The 20,367-nt window shown below is 63.5% G+C and carries 21 protein-coding genes and 2 pseudogenes; 13 read left to right on the top strand and 10 right to left on the bottom strand.

Features of this window, described 5'->3' with window-relative positions:
• Positions 1-129 precede the first annotated feature (129 nt).
• The gene (locus MUW49_RS08470) at positions 130-1,116 is read left to right on the top strand and encodes a nucleoside hydrolase (protein ID WP_080989979.1); all 987 of its coding nucleotides are present in this window, start codon (positions 130-132) and stop codon (positions 1,114-1,116) included.
• 95 nt (positions 1,117-1,211) lie between these two features.
• Positions 1,212-1,541, top strand: a complete 330-nt coding sequence (locus tag MUW49_RS08465; RefSeq protein ID WP_039039207.1) for a DUF3634 family protein — start codon at positions 1,212-1,214, stop codon at positions 1,539-1,541.
• A 90-nt stretch (positions 1,542-1,631) separates the two neighbouring features.
• On the opposite strand, the gene MUW49_RS08460 is transcribed toward MUW49_RS08465, so the two are convergent.
• Entirely contained in the window at positions 1,632-2,540 is a 909-nt protein-coding gene (locus MUW49_RS08460; protein WP_052815582.1) for a LysR family transcriptional regulator, read from the bottom strand.
• A 102-nt stretch (positions 2,541-2,642) separates the two neighbouring features.
• On the opposite strand from MUW49_RS08460, the gene MUW49_RS08455 reads away from it, so the two are divergent.
• The 9 genes and pseudogenes from MUW49_RS08455 (at position 2,643) to MUW49_RS08415 (ending at position 10,472) form a co-directional block, all read left to right on the top strand.
• Positions 2,643-2,840: a carboxymuconolactone decarboxylase family protein gene (locus tag MUW49_RS08455; RefSeq protein ID WP_223917181.1), complete on the top strand. Its 198-nt coding sequence runs from the start codon at positions 2,643-2,645 to the stop codon at positions 2,838-2,840.
• 623 nt (positions 2,841-3,463) lie between these two features.
• Positions 3,464-4,552 carry a cytochrome o ubiquinol oxidase subunit II gene (gene cyoA, locus MUW49_RS08450; protein WP_244812615.1) on the top strand — a complete coding sequence of 363 codons (1,089 nt, stop codon included), beginning with the start codon at positions 3,464-3,466 and terminating at the stop codon, positions 4,550-4,552.
• 3 nt (positions 4,553-4,555) lie between these two features.
• Positions 4,556-6,532, top strand: coding sequence for a cytochrome o ubiquinol oxidase subunit I (gene cyoB / locus MUW49_RS08445; protein ID WP_041211612.1), 1,977 nt, complete (start codon positions 4,556-4,558; stop codon positions 6,530-6,532).
• Positions 6,501-7,148: pseudogene (locus tag MUW49_RS08440) on the top strand (cytochrome o ubiquinol oxidase subunit III); the annotation flags it as partial. The gene cyoB and the pseudogene MUW49_RS08440, both read left to right, overlap by 32 nt.
• Positions 7,148-7,477 carry a cytochrome o ubiquinol oxidase subunit IV gene (locus tag MUW49_RS08435; RefSeq protein WP_005327195.1) on the top strand — a complete coding sequence of 110 codons (330 nt, stop codon included), beginning with the start codon at positions 7,148-7,150 and terminating at the stop codon, positions 7,475-7,477. The pseudogene MUW49_RS08440 and the gene MUW49_RS08435, both read left to right, overlap by 1 nt.
• A gap of 8 nt (positions 7,478-7,485) precedes the next feature.
• Entirely contained in the window at positions 7,486-8,379 is an 894-nt protein-coding gene (gene cyoE, locus MUW49_RS08430; RefSeq protein ID WP_119197460.1) for a heme o synthase, read from the top strand.
• A gap of 13 nt (positions 8,380-8,392) precedes the next feature.
• Positions 8,393-8,494: pseudogene (locus MUW49_RS08425) on the top strand (protoheme IX farnesyltransferase); the annotation flags it as partial.
• A gap of 164 nt (positions 8,495-8,658) precedes the next feature.
• Positions 8,659-10,020 (top strand): MFS transporter, encoded by a 1,362-nt coding sequence (locus MUW49_RS08420; RefSeq protein WP_244812614.1) that lies wholly within the window; start codon positions 8,659-8,661, stop codon positions 10,018-10,020.
• A gap of 83 nt (positions 10,021-10,103) precedes the next feature.
• Entirely contained in the window at positions 10,104-10,472 is a 369-nt protein-coding gene (locus tag MUW49_RS08415; protein WP_010673687.1) for a DUF1428 domain-containing protein, read from the top strand.
• Between the two features lie 360 nt (positions 10,473-10,832).
• Here the strand turns inward: MUW49_RS08415 and tauD are convergent, their stop codons facing one another.
• From tauD to MUW49_RS08385, 6 genes are all read right to left on the bottom strand, one after another.
• Positions 10,833-11,684, bottom strand: a complete 852-nt coding sequence (tauD, locus tag MUW49_RS08410) for a taurine dioxygenase (RefSeq protein WP_043155533.1) — start codon at positions 11,682-11,684, stop codon at positions 10,833-10,835.
• 67 nt (positions 11,685-11,751) lie between these two features.
• The gene (gene tauC / locus MUW49_RS08405; protein ID WP_244812612.1) at positions 11,752-12,594 is read right to left on the bottom strand and encodes a taurine ABC transporter permease TauC; all 843 of its coding nucleotides are present in this window, start codon (positions 12,592-12,594) and stop codon (positions 11,752-11,754) included.
• A complete protein-coding gene (gene tauB / locus MUW49_RS08400) occupies positions 12,591-13,358 on the bottom strand; it encodes a taurine ABC transporter ATP-binding subunit (protein ID WP_244812611.1) in 768 nt (255 codons plus the stop codon). Before tauB ends, tauC begins: the two co-directional genes overlap by 4 nt.
• 16 nt (positions 13,359-13,374) lie before the next feature.
• On the bottom strand, positions 13,375-14,349 hold the full coding sequence (tauA, locus tag MUW49_RS08395; RefSeq protein WP_244812610.1) for a taurine ABC transporter substrate-binding protein: 975 nt from the start codon (positions 14,347-14,349) through the stop codon (positions 13,375-13,377).
• A gap of 319 nt (positions 14,350-14,668) precedes the next feature.
• Positions 14,669-15,772 carry a YdcF family protein gene (locus MUW49_RS08390; RefSeq protein ID WP_223918439.1) on the bottom strand — a complete coding sequence of 368 codons (1,104 nt, stop codon included), beginning with the start codon at positions 15,770-15,772 and terminating at the stop codon, positions 14,669-14,671.
• A gap of 150 nt (positions 15,773-15,922) precedes the next feature.
• Positions 15,923-16,816 (bottom strand): LysR family transcriptional regulator, encoded by an 894-nt coding sequence (locus MUW49_RS08385; protein WP_039039201.1) that lies wholly within the window; start codon positions 16,814-16,816, stop codon positions 15,923-15,925.
• 100 nt (positions 16,817-16,916) lie between these two features.
• Here MUW49_RS08385 and MUW49_RS08380 point away from each other — a divergent pair, with 100 nt between their 5' ends.
• Both MUW49_RS08380 and MUW49_RS08375 read left to right on the top strand, forming a co-directional pair.
• The gene (locus MUW49_RS08380) at positions 16,917-17,369 is read left to right on the top strand and encodes a DMT family transporter (protein ID WP_210600782.1); all 453 of its coding nucleotides are present in this window, start codon (positions 16,917-16,919) and stop codon (positions 17,367-17,369) included.
• 10 nt (positions 17,370-17,379) lie between these two features.
• A complete protein-coding gene (locus MUW49_RS08375; protein WP_113736103.1) occupies positions 17,380-17,814 on the top strand; it encodes a DMT family transporter in 435 nt (144 codons plus the stop codon).
• A 272-nt stretch (positions 17,815-18,086) separates the two neighbouring features.
• On the opposite strand, the gene MUW49_RS08370 is transcribed toward MUW49_RS08375, so the two are convergent.
• The 3 genes from MUW49_RS08370 to MUW49_RS08360 form a co-directional block, all read right to left on the bottom strand.
• Positions 18,087-18,329 carry a DUF3297 family protein gene (locus MUW49_RS08370; RefSeq protein ID WP_005302916.1) on the bottom strand — a complete coding sequence of 81 codons (243 nt, stop codon included), beginning with the start codon at positions 18,327-18,329 and terminating at the stop codon, positions 18,087-18,089.
• Positions 18,330-18,426: 97 nt separating this feature from the next.
• Entirely contained in the window at positions 18,427-19,743 is a 1,317-nt protein-coding gene (locus tag MUW49_RS08365) for a HipA domain-containing protein (protein ID WP_201985066.1), read from the bottom strand.
• A complete protein-coding gene (locus MUW49_RS08360; protein WP_223917222.1) occupies positions 19,727-20,020 on the bottom strand; it encodes a helix-turn-helix domain-containing protein in 294 nt (97 codons plus the stop codon). Before MUW49_RS08360 ends, MUW49_RS08365 begins: the two co-directional genes overlap by 17 nt.
• Positions 20,021-20,367: the final 347 nt, after the last annotated feature.

The following is a 20,367-nucleotide window of genomic DNA, read 5'->3' as shown; positions in this document are numbered from 1 at the left end:
CGGGACACGCCGTTTTAGCCTGTGGAGGCGTGGTGCAATCAGGCCGCCCGATGAAGCAGGAACCCGGTACTGCGCGAGCAGCTATCACCCAGTAATGGGGATCCCCCTCCTGTGACGCGAAGCGCTAAGGTGGGGGAGGATGTCAAGACCCACAAGATCATTCTGGATACCGATCCCGGCATCGACGATGCCATGGCCATTCTGTTTGCCGAGGCGCACCCTGCCATCGAATTGCTCGCCATCACCACGGTGTTTGGCAATGCCACCATCGAAAATGGCACCCGCAACGCCCTCTGGCTCAAGCAAAAATATGGCATGAAGGCGGACGTGGCCCGGGGCGCCGCCGCGCCGCTGCTGCGCGAGCCCGTGGGGCCGACGACGGTGGTGCACGGCCCGAGCGGCTTTGGCGACGTCCAGGCGGGGGAGGTGACCCTCATCCCGGATCCCCGCCCGGCCTGGCAATACATCGTCGAGACGGTGAAGGCCCATCCCGGCGAGATCACCCTGGTGACCATCGGTCCCCTCACCAACCTGGCGCTGGCGCTCGAGGCGGCCCCCGAAGTAGCCGCCCTGGTGAAAGAAGTGGTCGTGATGGGCGGTGCCTTTGGCGTCAACGGCCATCGCGGCAACGTGACCCCCTATGCCGAGGCCAATATCCACGACGATCCCGATGCGGCGGACCGGGTCTTCACCGCCCCCTGGCCCCTGGTGATCATCGGGCTCGACGTCACCCAGCAGAGCATCTTCACCGCCGACTATCTGGATGCCCTGCGGGACGATGCGGGGGAGCCGGGCCGCTTCCTGTGGGATGTCAGCCGCTTCTACCTGCGCTTCTATTCCGAGCGCATCGGCATGGCGGGGTGCCATGTGCACGATCCCTCCGCCATCGCCTATGTGATCGATCCTGCGCTGTTCACCCTGCGCAAGGGGCCGGTGCGGGTCATCACCGAGGGGCCCGCCATCGGCCATACCCTGCAAAAATTTGACGACACCCGCCATCCCCATGACGAGTGGGCCGACTGCCCGGCCCAGCAGGTCGGGGTCGCGGTGCGGGATCAGGCCTTGCTCGCCCTCTATCGGGATACCCTGGTGGCCTGGGGCAAGGGGCGCCGATAAGGCCCGGCAGTGAGTGAAAGCGTGATGGCGGCCGGGTCATGGTGAGGCGCCCCCGGTTATACTGGCGAATATCGGGTTGACGGGAGGAAGACGCAATGGCCTGGTTGTCTCTGTTGGTGGCGATAGCCCTGATCGGGTGGTTGATGACGCTGGGGCGCGGCGCCCTTTTCGAGGTCCGGCTCGCGCCGGGCAAGGTGGTGGTGAAGCGGGGCTCGGTGCCGCCGCGCTTTGTGACCCAGGCGACCCAGATCCTGCACCATGAGCCGGTGCGCGGACGCATCCTGGGCCTGCGGGACGGCAACGGGGTGAGGCTGGTCTTCTCCCGCTCCATCCCCGAGCCCGTGGCCCAGCGCCTGCGCAACATCTTCCCCTACGGGGATTACCGGGGGCTCTCCCCAAGCCCTGACGGGCGAAAATCACGCTGAGCGGTCGCCGTGGCGACCCTCATTTCCAGACGCCGGGCCCTGTGCCCGGCGTCTGCGTTTTCAGCGTTTCGCCAGGAGGCTCTGTTGCGGTCAGCGCGGCCCTTGCAGGGGCCTGATCGCCTCGACCAGAAAGTCGATGAAGGCGCGGGTCTGGGGTTTGAGGAAGCGGCCGCCACGAAACACCGCGTGGATCTCGTCCTGGCGATCCTCGTAGGGGGAGGCGAGCCACTCTGGCAGCAGCGGCAGCAGGGTGCCCTCGTCGATGCCTTGCTGCACCATCCAACTCGACAGCAGCAGCACGCCGGACCCCGCGAGGGCGGCGCAGAGCAGGGGCGTGCCCCCGACCGAGGCGAGGTTGCCCTGCACCGCCACCTTCTCGCGCTCCGTGCCCTGCTGGAAGTACCAGTGCTGGCGTTGGCGCCCATGGCCGCGAATGAGGCAGTTGTGGTGGGCCAGCTCGGCGGGATGGGCGGGTTCGCCATGGCGGGCCAGATAGGCGGGGGAGGTGACCAGCAGCGAGCGGTTGGTGAGCAGATGACGAGTGTGCAGGCTGCTGTCGGCGGGCTTGCCGATGCGCACCGCCACGTCCACGTTCTCGGCATCGAGATCCACCATGCGGTTGTCCAGCGCAGCCTCCAGGCGCACCCCGGGGTAGCGGGCGAGGAAGTCGGGCAGGCGGGGAGAGAGCCAGGACGCGCCGAAGCTCTCGAACACCGAGACCCGCAGCGGCCCCTCTGGCGCCACCGAGAGGGGTTGCAGGGATTGCACCAGCTGATCCGCCTCCTCCAGCAGGGGCAGGGAGCGGGCGAGAAAATAGGCGCCCTGCTCGGTCAGCACCAGTTGGCGGGTGCTGCGCTTGAAGAGCGGGATCCCGAGCTGCTGCTCCAGGGCGTCGATGGCACGGGTCACGGAGGAGGGGGCCTGGTTGAGGGCGCGGGCGGCACGGGAGAAACTGCCCGATTCCACCACCTGGGCCAGGATGCGGATGCGATCCAGCATGGATTAACCTTTGCGATAAACGCAAAACTGTTGCAGGTTATGACGATATTCTAATCAAAAATGAAAAAGTGAACAATCAGCTCACCGCCCCATCCGGGGTCCATGATCAACGGCTGCGCCTACTGCATCGAGATGCACTCCGACGTGGCGATGAAGCACGGGGAGAGCGCCCAGCGTCTGCTGGCGCTGGCCGCCTGGCAGGAGTCGCCGCTGTTCGACGCCCGGGAGCGGGCGGTGCTGGCCCTGACCGACGAGGTGACCCTGATCGCCGACAAGGGGCTCACGGTGCAGACCTATTAGGCGGCGCTGGCCCAACTGGGGGAAACCCTGCTAGCCCAGTGTCTGATGCAGGTGGTCACCATCAACGCCTGGAACCGGATCGCCGTGGCGACCCGGATGGAACACGATCACTCCTGACTCCGACTCCGAGTGAGGGAGAGAAAACGATTGTCAACGGACCCGCACAAGGGCCCGTTTTGTTACGAAGTGTGCCTTCTGGCGCCAGGGGTTGCGACCGTTGTCGGGGGACGGGAAGTTAATCACACATTCGTTTGATTAATTATTTTTTTAATCTTCCCCGAAAAATACCCATCCAGATCAAGGTGTGGAGAAATGACCTGTGAGTCGAAAAGGGGCTGTATGGCTCTTTTTTGATCGCAATGGCGGGTTAAAAACAGACCAGATGGATCTTTTTGGTTAATTGGTGGTCACTTTTGGTGGCGCGAAAGATTAACGGAAGATGAATTGCCGCGGTGTAACTTGAATAAATTGGTCATTGTCAAGGGATTAACATCTGATACCGCTTTCCATCACCTTTTGAACATTTTTGGGATTAATTTTTCATGTTGTTCACATGCTGGTCTGATGCAATAAAATGCTGCATTTTTTTATACCAATAAGCCTTCAAAAGATGAGGACATTGCATGAGACTCTTTGATGTGAAGAGGGGCTTGGGCGCTTTGCTGCTGCTCGCGACCGCCAGCTTGCTGAGTGGCTGCGACATGGCACTGATGAGCCCCAAGGGGCAGGTCGGTGTGGAGCAGAAGTCACTGATACTCACCGCACTCGGCTTGATGCTGATCGTGGTGGTGCCCGTGATTGTCATGGCGGTGGCGTTCGCCTACAAATACCGGGCGTCCAACACAAGTGCCACCTATGCGCCGGACTGGGCCCACTCCAACAAGATTGAGGCAGTCGTCTGGACTGTACCCGTCATCATCATCGTCATCCTGGCGGTGATCACCTGGAAAACTTCCCACTCCCTCGACCCCTACAAGCCGCTAGAATCGGACGTCAAACCGGTTCAGGTGGATGTCATTTCCCTGGACTGGAAGTGGTTGTTCGTCTATCCGGAGCTGGGCATTGCGTCGGTCAACGAGCTGGCCTTCCCGGTCAACACCCCGGTCAACTTCCGGGTGACCTCCGACACCGTGATGAACTCCTTCTTCATCCCGCAACTGGGCGGCCAGATCTACGCCATGGCCGGCATGCAGACCAAGCTGCACCTGATTGCCAACGAAGCGGGCGAGTACAAGGGCATCTCCGGCGGTTACAGCGGTGCCGGTTTCTCCGGCATGAAGTTCAAGGCCATCGCGACCCAGGACCAAGCCGGTTTCGACGCCTGGGTAGCCAAGGTGAAGGCCTCTTCCAAGGCCCTGAGCACCATGGATGAGTTCAATGCCCTGGCCAAGAAGAGCGAAAACCACCCGGTGGAGTACTTCGCCAGCGCCGATCCCAAGCTGTTCGTCAACATCATCAACAAGTTCATGGGCGGCATGTCCCATGGTGGTCACGCCACCCCGGCTGCGGGCTCCGCGGATCACGAGGGCATGAACCACGAGGCCATGAACCATGACGCCGCCCCGAAAGCGGGTGCCATGGACCACGAAGGGATGAACCATGAGGCCTCGCAAGAGGACGCCATGGAGAACCAGGCCATGAACCATGACGCCCATGCCGGACACATGGCCATGTCGGCCGACAAGAGTGTGAAAGCAGGATCCGAGGAATAATCGATGTTTGGAAAATTGACACTCGAGGCTATTCCGTACCATGAACCCATCATCATGGTCACGATAGCCGGTATCATTCTGGGGGGCCTGGCCATCGCCGGTCTCATCACTTACTACGGCAAGTGGCAATACCTGTGGAAAGAGTGGCTGACCTCGGTCGACCACAAACGCCTCGGTATCATGTATCTCATTCTGGGCATGGTCATGCTGCTGCGTGGCTTTGCCGACGCCGTGCTGATGCGTGGCCAGCAGGTCATCGCCTCCGGGGGTGGCGAAGGCTACCTGAACGCCCATCACTACGACCAGATTTTCACCGCCCACGGCGTCATCATGATCTTCTTCGTGGCCATGCCGCTGGTGATCGGTCTGATGAACATCGTGGTGCCGCTGCAAATCGGTGCCCGTGACGTGGCCTTCCCCTTCCTGAACAACCTGAGCTTCTGGTTCACCGCCGCGGCCGTGGTGCTGATCAACGTCTCCCTCGGGGTCGGTGAATTCGCCCAGACCGGCTGGCTGGCCTATCCGCCCTTATCGGGGCTGGAGTTCAGTCCCGGGGTCGGGGTCGATTACTGGATATGGAGTCTGCAGATTTCGGGTCTGGGGACCCTGCTGACCGGCGTGAACTTCTTCGCCACCATCATCCGCATGCGTGCCCCTGGCATGACCATGATGCGCCTGCCGGTCTTCACCTGGACCGCCCTGTGTGCCAACATCCTGATCATCGCCTCCTTCCCGATCCTGACCGTCACCATCGCCCTGCTCACCGCAGACCGCTACCTGGGTACCCATTTCTTTACCAATGACATGGGTGGCAACATGATGATGTACATCAACCTGATCTGGGCCTGGGGTCACCCCGAGGTGTACATCCTGGTGCTGCCGGTGTTCGGGATCTTCTCCGAAGTGGTAGCGACCTTCTGCAAGAAGAAGCTGTTCGGTTACACCTCCCTGGTGTGGGCGACCGTGGCAATCACCGTGCTGTCGTTCATCGTCTGGCTGCACCACTTCTTCACCATGGGGTCCGGCGCCAACGTGAATGCCTTCTTCGGCATCACCACCATGATCATCTCCATCCCGACCGGGGTGAAGATCTTCAACTGGCTGTTCACCATGTACCGCGGTCGCATCGAGTTCACCTCGCCCATGCTGTGGACCGTCGGCTTCATCATCACCTTCACCGTGGGTGGCATGACCGGGGTACTGCTCTCCGTGCCGGCCGCCAACTTCGTGCTGCACAACAGCCTGTTCCTCATCGCCCACTTCCACAACGTCATCATCGGCGGCGTGGTGTTCGGCTGCTTCGCCGGTATCACCTACTGGTTCCCGAAAGCGTTCGGCTTCAAGCTGGATGACGTCTGGGGCAAGCGTGCCTTCTGGTGCTGGATCACCGGCTTCTTCGTGGCCTTCATGCCGCTCTACGTGCTGGGCTTCATGGGCATGACCCGTCGTGTCAGCCAGAACATCGATCCCGAGTTCCACGGCTGGCTGGTGGTCGCAGCCTGCGGCGCCGGTCTGATTGCCCTGGGCGTGCTGTGCCAGGTCATCCAGATCGTGGTCAGCATCCGCGACCGCGAGAAGAACCGCGACCTGACCGGCGATCCCTGGGGTGGCCGTACCCTGGAGTGGGCGACGTCCTCTCCGCCGCCGTTCTACAACTTCGCCATCGAGCCGAAGGTCACCGGTCTGGACGCCTTCTGGGAAGCCAAGGCTGACGGCAGCGCTTACAAGAAGCCTGCCCAGTATGCCCCCATTCACATGCCGAAGAACTCCGGTGCCGGTGTCATCATCGCCGCCTTCAGCGTGGTGTTCGGCTTTGCCATGATCTGGCACATCTGGTGGATGGCCATCGCCGGCTTCATCGGCATGATCGCCACCTGGATCATCCACAGCTTCAACGACGATGTGGACTACTACGTACAGGTTGACGAGATCGAGCGCATCGAAGGTCAGCATTTCGACAACATCAACAAGGTGGCTTAATTCCATGGCGACTGACGTACTACATCACTCTCACGGTGCCCATGAGGATGGGCACCACGATGCCGGTGCCACCAAGGTATTCGGTTTCTGGATCTACCTGATGAGTGACTGCATCCTGTTCGCGACCCTGTTCGCGACCTATGCGGTCCTGGTCAACGGCACTGCCGGCGGCCCCACCGGCAAGGACATCTTCGAACTGCCGTTCGTGTTCGCCGAAACCATGCTGCTGCTGCTGAGCTCCATCACCTTCGGGTTCGGCATGCTGGCCATGAACAAGAACAAGGTCGCGGCGGTCAACACCTGGCTGTTCGTCACCTTCCTGCTGGGTGCCGGCTTCATCGCGATGGAAATCTATGAGTTCCATCACCTGATCGTGCACGAGGCGGGCCCGGATCGCAGCGGCTTCCTCTCTGCCTTCTTCACCCTGGTGGGGACCCACGGTATCCACGTGACCAGCGGCCTTATCTGGATCATCGTGATGATGGTACTGATTAGCAAGAAGGGGCTGACCGAGCGCAACCGCACGCGCCTGATGTGCCTGAGCCTGTTCTGGCACTTCCTCGACGTGGTATGGATCTGCGTCTTCACCGTGGTCTATCTGATGGGGGTCATGTAATGAGTCATTCCGTTGACAATCACGGCGCCAGCCACGGCAGCGTCAAGTCCTACATGACAGGCTTCGTGCTGTCACTCATCCTGACCGCAATCCCGTTCTGGATGGTGATGGACGGCTCCGCTTCCCATGCCATGGTGCTCGGCACCGTGGTCGGCATGGCGGTGGTGCAGATCTTCGTGCACCTGATCTACTTCCTGCACATGAACACCTCCTCCGAGGAGCGCTGGAACCTGGTGGCACTGGTCTTTACCGTGCTCATCATCGCCATCGTGGTCGTGGGTTCCCTGTGGATCATGTACAACCTCAACATCAACATGATGGTTCACTGAGCGGGTTGATGATGATGAAGCAATACCTGCAAGTGACCAAGCCGGGCATCATCTTCGGCAACCTCATCTCGGTTATCGGGGGATTCCTGCTGGCCTCGAAGGGGAGCCTGGATGTGCCCCTGTTCATCCTGACCATGGTGGGGGTGTCACTGGTGGTGGCCTCCGGTTGCGTGTTCAACAACTACATCGACCGGGACATCGACTGCATCATGGAGCGCACCAAGAACCGTGCCCTGGTGCGGGGGCTCATCGCCCCCGGTGTCTCCCTCTGGTATGCGACGGCGCTGGGCGTTGCGGGCATTGCACTGCTCTACTTTGCGGCCAATCCGTTGGCCGCCTTGCTGGCGGTGCTGGGCTTCCTGGTTTATGTGGGGATCTACAGCCTCTACATGAAGCGCCACTCGGTCTATGGCACCCTGGTCGGCAGCCTCTCCGGCGCCGCGCCGCCGGTCATCGGCTACTGCGCGGTGAGCGGGCAGTTCGACTCGGGGGCCCTGATCCTGCTGGCGATCTTCAGCCTGTGGCAGATGCCGCACTCCTATGCGATCGCCATCTTCCGCTTCAAGGACTACCAGGCCGCCAACATCCCGGTGCTGCCGGTGGTGAAGGGGATCCCGGTGGCCAAGCTCCACATCACCCTCTACATCCTGGCGTTCATGGTGCCGACCCTGATGCTGTTCCTCGGCGGCTACGCCGGTTACAAGTATCTGGTGGTGGCCACCGCGGTGAGCGTCTGGTGGCTGGGGATGGCGCTGTCGGGCTACAAGGCGGCGGTGGACGACTCCCTCTGGGCGCGCAAGCTGTTCATGTTCTCCATCGTCACCATTACTTGCCTGAGCGTGATGATGTCGGTGGACTTCCAGCCGGACGCAGCGCCGGTGCTGGTGAGCATGCTGCCCTGACGCTGGAGCTGACATGTTCTCCATCGTCGTCATCATCTTCACTTGCCTGAGCGTGATGATGTCGGTGGACTTCCAGCCGGACGCAGCGCCTGTATTGGTGAGCATGCTGCCCTGATAGTGTGAACTGCACCCCTGAAATGCATGAAATCCAGAGCCGGGAATCTTCCCGGCTCTGCTATTATGGGCGCCGCCCTGCGAGGGGCATCGCCGATTTTTCGGGGCGGCCGGGCGCCTGTCACCCCTTTCTTTCTCTCTTCTTTTTGACTCATCGAGGCCCTCATGAATGATTTCACCATGACGAGGGGCGAGCGACGCGCGACCTGGGCGCTCGGCTCCGTCTTCTCGCTGCGCATGCTCGGCATGTTTATGGTGCTGCCGGTGCTGACCACCTACGGCATGTCCCTGGCGGGCGCCTCCGAGGCGCTCATCGGGCTTGCCATCGGCATCTACGGCATGACCCAGGCCCTGTTCCAGATCCCCTTCGGCCTGCTCTCCGACAAGGTGGGGCGCAAGCCCCTCATCGTTGGCGGCCTGCTGATGTTTGCCCTTGGCAGCGTCATCGCCGCCCTGAGCGACGCCATCTGGGGGGTCATCGTCGGGCGCGCCCTGCAAGGGAGCGGCGCCATCTCCGCCGCCGTCATGGCGCTCCTGTCGGATCTCACCCGGGAGCAGAATCGCACCAAGGCGATGGCCTTCATCGGGGTGAGCTTTGGCATCACCTTCGCCATCGCCATGGTGACCGGCCCCCTCATCACCCATGCCCTGGGCTTGTCCGGCCTCTTCTGGCTCATCGCCCTGCTGGCCCTGGCCTCCATCGCCATGGTGCTCTGGGTGGTGCCGACCCCGGCGGCACACCTGCAAAATCGCGAGTCCGCCATGGTGCGAGGCAGCTTTCGTACCGTGCTCACCAACCCTCGCCTGCTCAAACTCAACCTCGGCATCCTCTGCGTCCACACCCTGCTGATGTCGAGCTTCGTGGCCCTGCCGCCCCTGCTGGAACGTGCGGGCCTGCCCCGTGACAGCCAGTGGCAGGCCTATCTGGTCACCATGCTGATCGCCTTCGTCAGCGTGGTGCCCTTCATCATCTATGCCGAGAAGCACCGCCAGATGAAGCGGGTCTTCATCGGGTGCGTGGTGGTGATGCTGGCCGCCGAGCTGGTGCTCTGGCAGAGCGGCCAGCAGCTGTGGGGTTTGCTCGCCGGGTTGCAGCTCTTCTTCATCGGCTTCAACGTGATGGAGGCGCTGCTGCCGTCTCTCATCAGCAAGGAGTCCCCGCCGGGCTACAAGGGCACCGCCATGGGGGTCTACTCCACCAGTCAGTTCCTCGGGGTCGCCATCGGCGGCAGTCTCGGCGGCCTGCTCTACAGCCTGGGGGGCGGCCCCCTGGTGTTTGGCGGTTGCGCCGCCCTGGCCCTCGCCTGGCTCGGGGTGAGCCTCACCATGGCCGAGCCCCCTTATGTGAGCAGCCTGCGCATCGTGCTGCCGGAAGGGGTCGAGGCCACCCCGGCCCTGGAGCAGCGGATCCGCGCCTGCGAGGGGGTAAGCGACGTGCTGCTGGTGCGCGAGGAGCACTCCCTCTACGTGAAGGTGGACAGCAAGCGCCTGACCCGCAGCGATCTGGAGCGGCTGGTCTCTTTGTGATGGCGGGCTGCGCGGGGCGGCGCAGAGCGCGGGCTGATGGGCGGCTGCTATGCTGAGATCCTCACTCACAGGAGGAACCTCTGATGTCATACGTGGACGGATTCGTGCTCGCCGTGCCGACGGCCAACAAGCAGGCCCTGATCGATCATGCGGGGCAGTTTGACCCCATCTTCCTCGAATACGGCGCCACCCGGGTGCTGGAGTGCTGGGGGGACGACGTGCCTCACGGCAAGCAGACCGACTTTTATCGGGCGGTGGCGGCCAGGGAGGATGAAACCGTGGTCTTCTCCTGGGTGGAGTGGCCGAGCAAGGCGGTGCGGGACGACGCCATGGGCAAGATGATGCAGGACCCCAGGATGGACCCCGCCAATCCCCTGCACCAGACCATGCCGTTTGATGGCGCCCGCATGATCTTCGGAGGCTTCACCACCGTGCTGGAGCTCAAGGGCTGAGACCGGCCATCGGGGCTTCACCCTGGTGGCCGGAGCGCAAGGGCCGATAGCAACACCCAGGCCCGTCAGATGATGAAAAAGCCCGCCAGCCGGCGCAATGCTGTTCACTTAAGAGAATTTGAGTTCCAGTCCACGTAGTATCAGGACAAAAAATCGAGGGAGGCATGATGCCTCCCTCTTTCTATTGCAAGCCCCGCTGGATAAAGGCTGGAGGAAGATCGACTGGACACAGCCTTGCCCCCTCAACTCAAATCCAATTTATGAATAATCAGTCAAAAAAGTGCTTATCTGAACAGCATTGCGCCAGCCGGCGGGCTTTTTGCTGGGCGTTATCTCATGGTCGCTCTCCATGGGGGATGTTCAGCCCGGGCGCCAGAAGGGCTTGTCCCCGAGAATGGTGGCCCTGTGCATCACCCGGCGGGCCGGCAGGTAGTCGGCATTGGCATAGTGCTGGGTCACCCTGTTGTCCCAGATGGCGATGTCGTTCTCCTGCCAGCGCCAGCGCACCTGGAACTCGGGGCGGGTGATGTGCTCGAACAGAAAGCCGAGCAGGGCCTCGCTCTCTTTGGGGGGCAGCCCGGGCAGCCGGGTGGTGAACCCCTCGTTGACGAACAGGGCCTGACGGCCGCTCACCGGATGAGTGCGGATCACCGGGTGGCGCAGGGGCGGGTGACGGGCCACGGCCGCCTGCCAGCGCTGGCGCGCCTCCTCGCTGTCATCATGGCGATGGGCCGGGAAGGACTTGGTGAAGTCGTGCTCGGCTTCCAGCCCTGCCAGCAGGGTTTGCAGAGGCGGGGAGAGGGCCGCCAGCGCCGCGATGCCGCTGGCCCAGAGGGTGTCCCCCCCGGTGGGGGGCAGCTGCTTGGCGGCCAGAATGGCCAGTGCCGGGGGCGTCTCGATAAAGGTCACGTCGGTGTGCCAGTTGTCGTTGTCCGGCGGATTGTCATCGTGGGTATCGAGCACGATGATCTCCTCGGCCTCCTCCGTGTGGGGGTAGACGGGGTGGATGTGCAGATCCCCGAAACGGTTCGCCAGCGCCCGCTGGGCTCGCGGGGTGATGGGCTGGTTGCGAAAGAACAGCACCTGGTATTTGAGCAGGGCGCGATGGAGCTGCTCGAACTGCCCCTGGCTCAGGGGCTCGGCCAGATTGACGCCGGCGATGACGGCGCCGATGTGGGGGCCGAGGGGGGTAATGGTCAACTTGTCGGTCATGGTCTTGCTCCATGTCTGGGGGCGTGAAGGCCCGATACCAATAGGAAAGGGGGGCGAAGGAAAGAGGTCAGCCTGTGGCTAATTGTCCTTCTCCATGCCAGGGGGTGAGCCTGCGCTGCAGGGCGCGCAGTCCCAGTTCCAGTACGAAGGCGATCAGGGCGATCACCAGGATGCCCGCCAGCACCACGTCGGTGGCGAGAAACTCGCCGGCGGATTGCACCATGAAGCCCACCCCCCTGGTGGCGGCGATAAGCTCGGCCGCCACCAGGGTGGACCAGCCCACCCCGAGCCCGATGCGCAGCCCGGTCAGGATGTCCGGCAGGGCCCCTGGCAGGATCACGTGCCAGAGCACCTGGGACCGGGATGCGCCCAGCGCCTGCGCTGCCCGCACTCGCACCGCGTTGGCGCTCTGCACCCCCGCCAGGGTCGCCAGGGCCACGGGCGCGAAGATGGCCAGATAGATGAGCAGCACCTTGGAGGTCTCGCCGATGCCAAACCAGATCACCATGAGTGGCAGGTAGGCGAGCGGCGGCACCGGGCGGTAGAGCTCGATGAGGGGATCCAGCACGCCGCGCACCGTGGGGGAGAGCCCCATGGCGATGCCCACCGTGATGCCAAAGAACGCCGCGGCAGCGAGCGCCACCAGGATGCGCCCCAGGCTGGCCCCCAGGTGTTGCCACAGGGTGGCATCCATAAAGCCCGTTGGGCCTGCGATGGTGATGAGCTGTGCCAGCACCCGCTGTGGGGGCGGCAGGAACAGGGGATCGACCCAGCCGAAGTGGGCCACCAGCCACCACAGGGCCAGCAGCACGATCAGGGTGGCGAGGCTCAGGGTCAGACGGCGGGGCAGGGGCCAGCCCGCTGCCCGTGTGTGGGTGACATCCCGTTGCCGGGCGAGGGCGAGAGTCATGCAAAGGCCTCCCGCTCTGCGAACACCCGTTCCAGCACGTATTCACGGCGCTCGATGAAGGCCGGATCGGACTTGATGCTGCGGCAGGGCTCCCCGGCGGCGAAGCGGCGACCGAAATCCAGGGTCATCCGCTCCGTCACCCGCCCGGGGGAGGGGGAGAGCAGCACCAGATCGGTGGCCATGAAGATGGCCTCCTCGATGTCGTGGGTGATGAGCATCACCTGACGCCGGTGCTCGTGCCACAGGCGCAGCAGCAGAGTCTGCATCTGCTCCCGGGTGAAGGCGTCCAGGGCGCCGAAGGGCTCGTCCAGCAGGAGCAGGCGGGGCTGGGTGGCCAGGGCCCGGGCGATGCCGACCCGCTGGCGCTGGCCGCCGGAGAGCTGCCAGATGGCGCGATCGCCGGCCCCCTCCAGCCCCACCTGACGCAGCAGTGCCCGGGCCTGTTCGGTGCGTTCGGCACTGGGCACGCCCGCCAGCTGCAGGCCGAGTGCCACGTTGTCTCGCACGTTTCGCCAGGGCAGCAGCCCCTCGCTCTGGAACACCACGCCGCGCTCGGCGCCGGGGCCGGTGACCGGCTTGCCCTCAAGGCTTATCTGGCCGTGGTGGCAAGGCTCGAAGCCCGCCACCAGGTTGAGGAGGGTCGTCTTGCCCGAGCCCGAGGGCCCCAGCACCACCATCAGCCCCCCCTCGGACAGGGAGAGGTTGATGTTGTCGAGCACCCGCCTGCCGGCGTACTCGGCGGACACATGAGAGAGCTGCAGCATGGTCGTCTCCTTGGATTTACTGGGCCACGGCTTTCACGAAGCGATCGGTCACGAACTGGCGGTAGTCCGAGGCGGCGTTCGCGACCTTGCCCTGGCTCTCGAGGAAGCGGGCGGTGTCGATGATGGTCTGGTTGACGAGGCGCCCGAGCTCGGCGCTCTGGGCCTTCGCATCGAGGTAGGTGTTACCCTTCACCAGCGCGGGAACGTCCGCCTCGGGAACGCCGCTCAGCTTGGCCAGCTTGGCGAGGTTGTCCGGCTTGGTGAGCCAGCCGTCGGGGTTGGCCAGGTAGTCGCGCTGGGCGGCCAGGGTGCTGTTCACGAAGGCCTGCACCACTTCGGGGTGGGCCTTGGCAAAGTCCTTGCGCACCACCCAGACGTCCAGGGTCGGCGCCCCCCAGTCACCCACCTGGGCGGAGTCGGTCAGCACCTTGCCCTCCTTGGTGAGCTGGTTGAGGGCGGGGGCCCAGACATAGGCGCCGTCGATGTCGCCCCGCTGCCAGGCGGCGATGATGGTCGGTGGTTGCAGGTTGACGATCTGCAGCGTCGCGGGGTCGACGTTCCAGTGCTTGAGGGCCGCCAGCAGGCTGTAGTGGGTGGTGGAGGTATAGGGCACGGCGATGCGCTTGCCCGCGAGATCCTCGGGTTTTTCGAGCCCCTGCTTCACCACCAGGGCCTCGGATTCCCCGAGCTTGGAGGCGAGCAGGAACACCTCGATGGGCAGGTTCTGGCTCGCCGCCACTGCCAGGGGGCTGGAGCCGATGTTGCCTATCTGCACGTCGCCGGAGGCGAGCGCCCGTACCACGCTGGCGCCGCTGTCAAACTTGCGCCAATCCACGGTAGCGCCGCTCTCCCTGGCGAAGCTGTTGTCGGCCTGGGCCACCTTGGCGGGTTCGGCGGAGGTCTGGTAGGCCACGGTGACGTCGAGGGCCTGGGCGGACTGGCCGAGCAGCATGGAGGCCGCGAGCCACAGAGAGATGCCTTTTGCTGTCATGATGCACTTCCTTGTTGGGGGTGTTGGAAGCCACATCTTTATCTGAACATCCCCGGGGGCGAAGGAACGAGAAGGGTGTTCTCATGCCGTTTGGTTCTTAGAAAAAGAACGGTAAATCAATGATCTGATTGAGATATGCCAGAAAGTGGATAGCTTGCTCACCCGCCGTCTATCGGGTGGCTGACGCAAGGGGCCAAGGGTCGGCCCCCAGGGGCCGGCAGGTGCGTGCGGGGGTAGGCCAACAGGGAGGGCAGAGGGGGGCAGTGACTGGTAGGGGGAAGGGAGGAAAAGGCCCCGCCAGGGTGGCGGGGCCGGGGGATCAGCGCTCCACCAGCGGGGCCGAGCGGTAGCTCCACAGGCCATAGGTGCGCAGGGCGTCCCGGTAGATGCCAAGCAGCTCCTCCGGGCTTGCCTTGGCCAGGGCCGAGAGGGGCTTGTCCGGGTAGGCGACGCTGTCGATGCGGATGTTCGCCGGGCCGCTCTGCCAACAGGCGATTTCCAGCAGGGTCTGGCCCCGGCGCACATGGCTCGCCGAGCTCACCAGGGTGGCGAACTCAATCTCGTGGCGGGCGAGGGCATAGCCGCTGTAGAGGGCGTTCTCCACCGTGCTGGTGGCGTAGTTCTCCTCGATGATGCGGGAGCGGTCGATGCCCTTTTTCGCCAGCCAGTCCGCCATCAGCTTGCCCTCGGTCTGGCGGTTCTGGGGCACGCCGCCGGTGAGGATGACGAGGGCCGCCGGATCGGCCTGGGCCAGGGCGCGGGTGGTCTCGAGGCGTCTCAGCAGGATGTCGTGCATGGAGCCATCGGGATTGAGGGCATAGCCCAGGGTGACGATGGCGCGGCGCCCCTTCTTCTCGCCCCGTCCCTGACGCTCCTTGAGGGGGGTGGCGACCATCCTGTCCACGGTGGCGAACAGTCGCTGCAAGTCGGCGGCGCGACCGGCATTGAGCTCGCCGACCCGCTTGAGATAGCCATCGGATTTGGCCTGGTTGCCCTTGAAGCGCTGCCAGGTGGCCAGATAGGTGTTGATGTCCAGATCGTCCGGGGCGGCGGTGAGGGCCTGCTCGAACAGGGCGATGGCCCTGTCCACGTTGCCGTTGTAGATCTGGGCGTTGGCCGCCGAGATAAGCAGATCGGTGCGATAGGGCTCGAGCTGGTGGGCCTCCAGCAGCAGGGTGGTCACCTGCTCCATGTTGCTCGGCATCTTGGCGGTGAAGCCCGCATCGGAGACCCGGGCGGGGGAGTGGAAGATGCGGGCGGCGTCTGCCAGCAGCTGATCCACCACCTGGCGCTTGCTGATGAACTGCTCGTAATTCTGCTCCTTTTGCAGGGAGCGCACCGGGGCGGCCCAGGCATCGGATGAGACAACGAGCGGCAGCGTCAGCAGGCTGGTGAGGGTCAGGGCAATCGCGGTTTTCTTCATCATGGGGCTCCCTCTGGGGTGCGGGGCGCGATGCCTTGGCTCGTCCCCTGAATGCTTTTCCAATAAAAACAGATGCTTGGTTTGCTGCTTACTCTACTCCCTTCCCGATGAAAAAAACGTGAACCGTTCCGGTTATCCCGATGGCCCCCCTCAGCGCAGCCCCAGACGCGCCTGCAGGAAGGCCAGCCAGGCCTCCACCTTGGCGGGCAGGTGGCGGCGCTTGGGATAGACGCACCAGATGCCGTGCTCGGGCAGGGCATGGTCTGGCAGGACGGGCACCAGCCGCCCGATGGCGAGATCCCGCGCCACGATGAAGTCCGGCATGTTGCCGATGCCAAGTCCCGCCAGCAGCGCGGTGTGGATGGCATCGCTGTTGTTGACCTCGAAATTGCCCCTGGGGGTGATGGCCACCTCTCCTTCGGGCCCGTGCAGCCGCCACTGGGTGCCGCCGCGAAACAGGGAGTAGAAGAGGCAGTTGTGGCGCTCGAGATCCGCCGGGGTGCGGGGCGTGCCGGCCTGCGCCAGGTAGGCGGGGGCGGCGCACAGGGTGCTGAGACAGGGGGCGAGGCGGCGGGCGACCAGGCTCGAATCCTCCAGCTCGCCGATGCGCACCGCCACGTCGAACCCCTCGGCCACCAGATCCTGCCGGGCGTCGCTCATCTCCAGCTGCAACTGCACCTCGGGGTGAAGGGCGAGAAACTCGGGGACAAGGGGGGCGATGTGGCGCCGGCCATAGACCATGGGCACCGTCACCCGCAGCAGGCCGCGGGGGGCCGATTGCAGGGCGCCGATGGCATCTTCCCCGTCGCTGGCCAGGCGCACTGCATGGCGCACCGTCTCGAAGTAGCGCTCCCCCGCCTCGGTGAGGGTGAGGGAACGGGTGGTGCGATAGAGGAGCTGGCAGCCGAGGGCCTGCTCGAGCTGGCTCACCTTCTTGCTCAGCACCGACTTGCTGAGGCCGAGCTGACGGGCGGCGCCGGAGAAGGTGCCCGACTCCACCACGGCGACGAAGGCGGGGAGCAGGGCGAAGGCTTCCTGGTTCATGTTGTTCTCGATATGGAAACAATGTTGTTCCAGAAGGGTAGATTATCCCCAAATCAAAAACAATTTACCCTGCTCGTCAGTTCAACCAAGGAGCAACCCCATGATCCCCCCGCTTGTTGACCGCGGCCCCGGCCGCCCCGCCCTCGGCCAGACACTTGGCCAGACCCTGGGTGCCCTGGCCGCCTTCGCCGCCGGCCTGCTACTGGCGCTGATGATCGCCCAGAACGGCGCCCTGTCCCGCGCCACCGACCCCTGGCTCGCGAGCTGGCTGGCCCACGGGGTCGGCAGCCTGGTGGCCGGGCTCCTGTGGTGGCTCTCCCCAAGGCCCCCGACGCCGGAGGCGGCCCCGCTCTGGGCCTGGCTCGGCGGTCTGCCGGGGGCGCTCACCGTGGTACTGGCGGCCCTGTGCCTCAACTCGCCCCTCGGCATGGCGGGCACCCTGGCCTGCGATGGCCTCGGCTGGCTCGGACTGGCTCGCCGCCGCCCCTCGGGAAAAGACGCGCTCGCCGCCCTGCTGGTGATGGCCGGCGCACTGCTTATCGTGCTGCGTTAGGAGAGACACCATGACCCTATTGATCCTGCTGGGACTGCTGAACGGCGTGGCGGTGAGCCTGTCGCGCACCCTCAATGGCCGCCTCGCCAGCGCCCGGGGCGCCATGACGGCGTCGCTGGCCAACCACCTGCTCGGCTTCGGGCTGCTCGGCGTCCTGCTCATCCTCAAAGGGGCACCCTGGGAGCGGCTCGCCGGGCTCGATCCCTGGCTGCTGCTCGGCGGGGTGCTGGGGGCGCTGTTCGTCGCCATCAGCAGTTGGGCCATCGGCCGGATCGGCGCCCTGGCCTGCGCCCTGCTCATCGTCACGGGCCAGCTGGCGGGAGGCGCACTGCTCGATGCCCTGGCCGGACGGCTGGCCGCAAGTGATCTGCTCGGCATCCTGCTGGTGCTGGCGGGGGCTGCGCTGCAACGCTGGCAGGGCGGCAAGTCGCGCTCCCGAGGGTGAGTGATGCGGTGATGGTCTGGGTAAACCGGCAGGGATGACAAGAGTGTCGCCCTGCCTGGATGCCAAAGGCGGCTCTCCTGTCGGCTCAGGGCCCAGATGAAAAGGAAAAGGCGAAAGAAAGGGAGGGAAAGGAAGAAACAGGAAGGCAACAGAGAGCAATGAAAGAGAGGCGCCTGTAACCCTGGGCCGCCCTCAACAGCAGAACACCGGCGCAAGGCCGGTGTTCTGAACAGCATGGCGGCGGGCCCGGCGGGGCGCGCGGTCAGGGCCGCTTAGGCGTAGAAAGCCTCGACGGTGCCCTTGACGGTGATCAGCATGGGGTTGCCGTAGCGATCCTTGGCCTTGGGGGAGGGGATCTTCACCCAACCTTCGCTGATGCAGTACTCCTCGACATTGGTGCGCTCCTTGCCGTTCACGCGAATGCCGATCTCGTGCTGGAAGCACTCCGCCACATGGTGCGGGCTGCGCGGGTTGGCCGCCAGACGGTCGGGCAGTGCAGGTTTGTTGTCGCTCATTTTATTTACCTGAGTGTGATAAAAAGTGGGTCATTGTAGGCAATGCCCGTCATGGGCTCAAGGCTGGGTTGCGTCCCATGGGGGGGACTAGGTCTGGCTACAGTTGCAGCTCGGGCAACAGCGTCGCCTGCGCCTGAAAATGGTGGCAACGGTGCTCAACGTCGTCTCTGTAACGTGCCAGATAAGCCAGCTCGGCGGGATTGTCTGTCTCAACCAGGGCGATGGCGGCATCAAGCTGATGCAGTATGTCGCTGGCCATCTTGTGCAAGGTCTGCTGCAACAGGCGTTTGGGCAGCTCGCATGCCTCGGCCATCTCCAGCAACTGCCATGCGTTGACCGCCTCGGGAGCAAACTCGTCGCCTATGGCCATGGCCAGATGCTGGTTGAACTCGGGGTAAAGCCCCACATTGACCAGATCGTACCAGGGGGTGGGCATCAGCCCTGCTTTTGATACGAAGAAGCTGTAGTTCTTGCCGTGGGCATCGTGGTTGTTGACGCAGAGGTTGAAGAGCAGCCATTGCAGCATGTCCAGTCTGGCCTGCGCCGGATTGACACAGAGGGCGCTGAGACTGAACAGCCGTGGCAGGCTCACCCCTTCCCGAATATGGGCCACGTCCCGCCCGTCACCGAAGTTGCGTTCATATTTTCGGGCGACGGGAAACCCCAGCCCCTGACAGGCATCGATCATGTGACGACGGCGCACCCTCAAGCCATCCTCGTCAAGGCGCCGATCGAACCGTTCCACCAGCAAGCTTCGGTGGGACTTATCGCCTTGGCCGACCCTGTGCAGTTCGACCCGCGCCACCGGCATGCCCAGCAGTGCGGCCAGTCGCATGGTCACGAACTCATTGATCACCAGATGAGGGTGATGCTCGAACTTGAGGAGGTGGGTGGAACAGAGCTCGCCCTCGCCAAATCCCAGCGTCCCCTCGAGTCGCAGCAGGTTGAGCTTGGCCTGCACGCCCGCAACCGAGAGGCGGGGGCGACCATCCCAGACTTCCAGCGGCCAGATCTCGGGCTGATCGAGGCGCAGCAACAGCTCTTTCGGGGTGATGGGGCGAAAATGGGTGGGGACGTCGGGCTCTGCGGGCAGGGTAAAGGTGACCGCCCCTGAGACATCGCGACCGATGCCGTGGATCAGGGCAAAGAGATTGCTGCGCGAAACGGAGAGCGCCTCAATCAGGTGCTCCAGCCCGCGATTTTCAGGCAGCAAGTTGCCGAGATACGCCCGGATCTGGGCGCTGCTGGCCGAACCATCCAGCGCCAGCGGCGGGGAGAGCGGGAAGCCACGCGCCTGCCACTCAGGTGTATAGCCGAGCTGAAACGCATCCCGGCTGGAGTCATATTCGAGATGGCCGATCAGCTGGTTACCCAGCCGAAGTTCCAGCCGATGGTGCTCAGAACCACCCATCATCACCGACCTCGGGTTGGCTGTTGCCGCTCGCTACCTGTGAGCCCATTTCCTGCACCAGTTGCAAGCGCAGCCCCAGCGCCTTCATCACCTGCAACAGGGTCGAGAGGTAGACATCCCCCCCTTTTTCAATCTTGATCAGGGTCTTCTTGGAGATACCGCACAGTGAGGCCGTCACCTCCTGGGTCATCCTGGCGGCTTTGCGTCTCTCGCGGATCGCCAGCCCCAGCGAGGCGGGATCCAGTGCTTTCGGGCCGGTTTGCAACGATGCGTCTGCCATCATGATCACGAAAAAAAGTGTAGGTTGTTACACCTTAACTCATGGTAAGAGCAAACAGCAATTAAAAGTGTACGATAGTGCACTTTTGATGGTTCTGGTACTGGTTGCAAGATAAAAGTGTAGAGGAGTCTACAAAGCTGTTGGCGATTCACATAGTTACAACACTATCTCCTCCACAGTGGAGTAGGGACTAGTGTCTGGACATGTACAGGATCTTTAGCTACAACCAATTGAAATAGATAGAAAAAAGGCTTCGTTTGTGATCTGATTTAATCGCAAAAAAAACCGACACGCCCGAAGCCATGACTATTATCAATGCAACCCAGTACCTCAAGCAACTTCTTAGC

It is taken from the genome of Aeromonas sp. LsrichE-8G (genome assembly GCF_022869435.1).
In the GTDB taxonomy this organism is placed as follows: Bacteria; Pseudomonadota; Gammaproteobacteria; order Enterobacterales; family Aeromonadaceae; genus Aeromonas; species Aeromonas caviae.
Note: the sequence above shows the minus strand (reverse complement) of the source record. Positions and strands in the feature narration are given on the sequence as shown.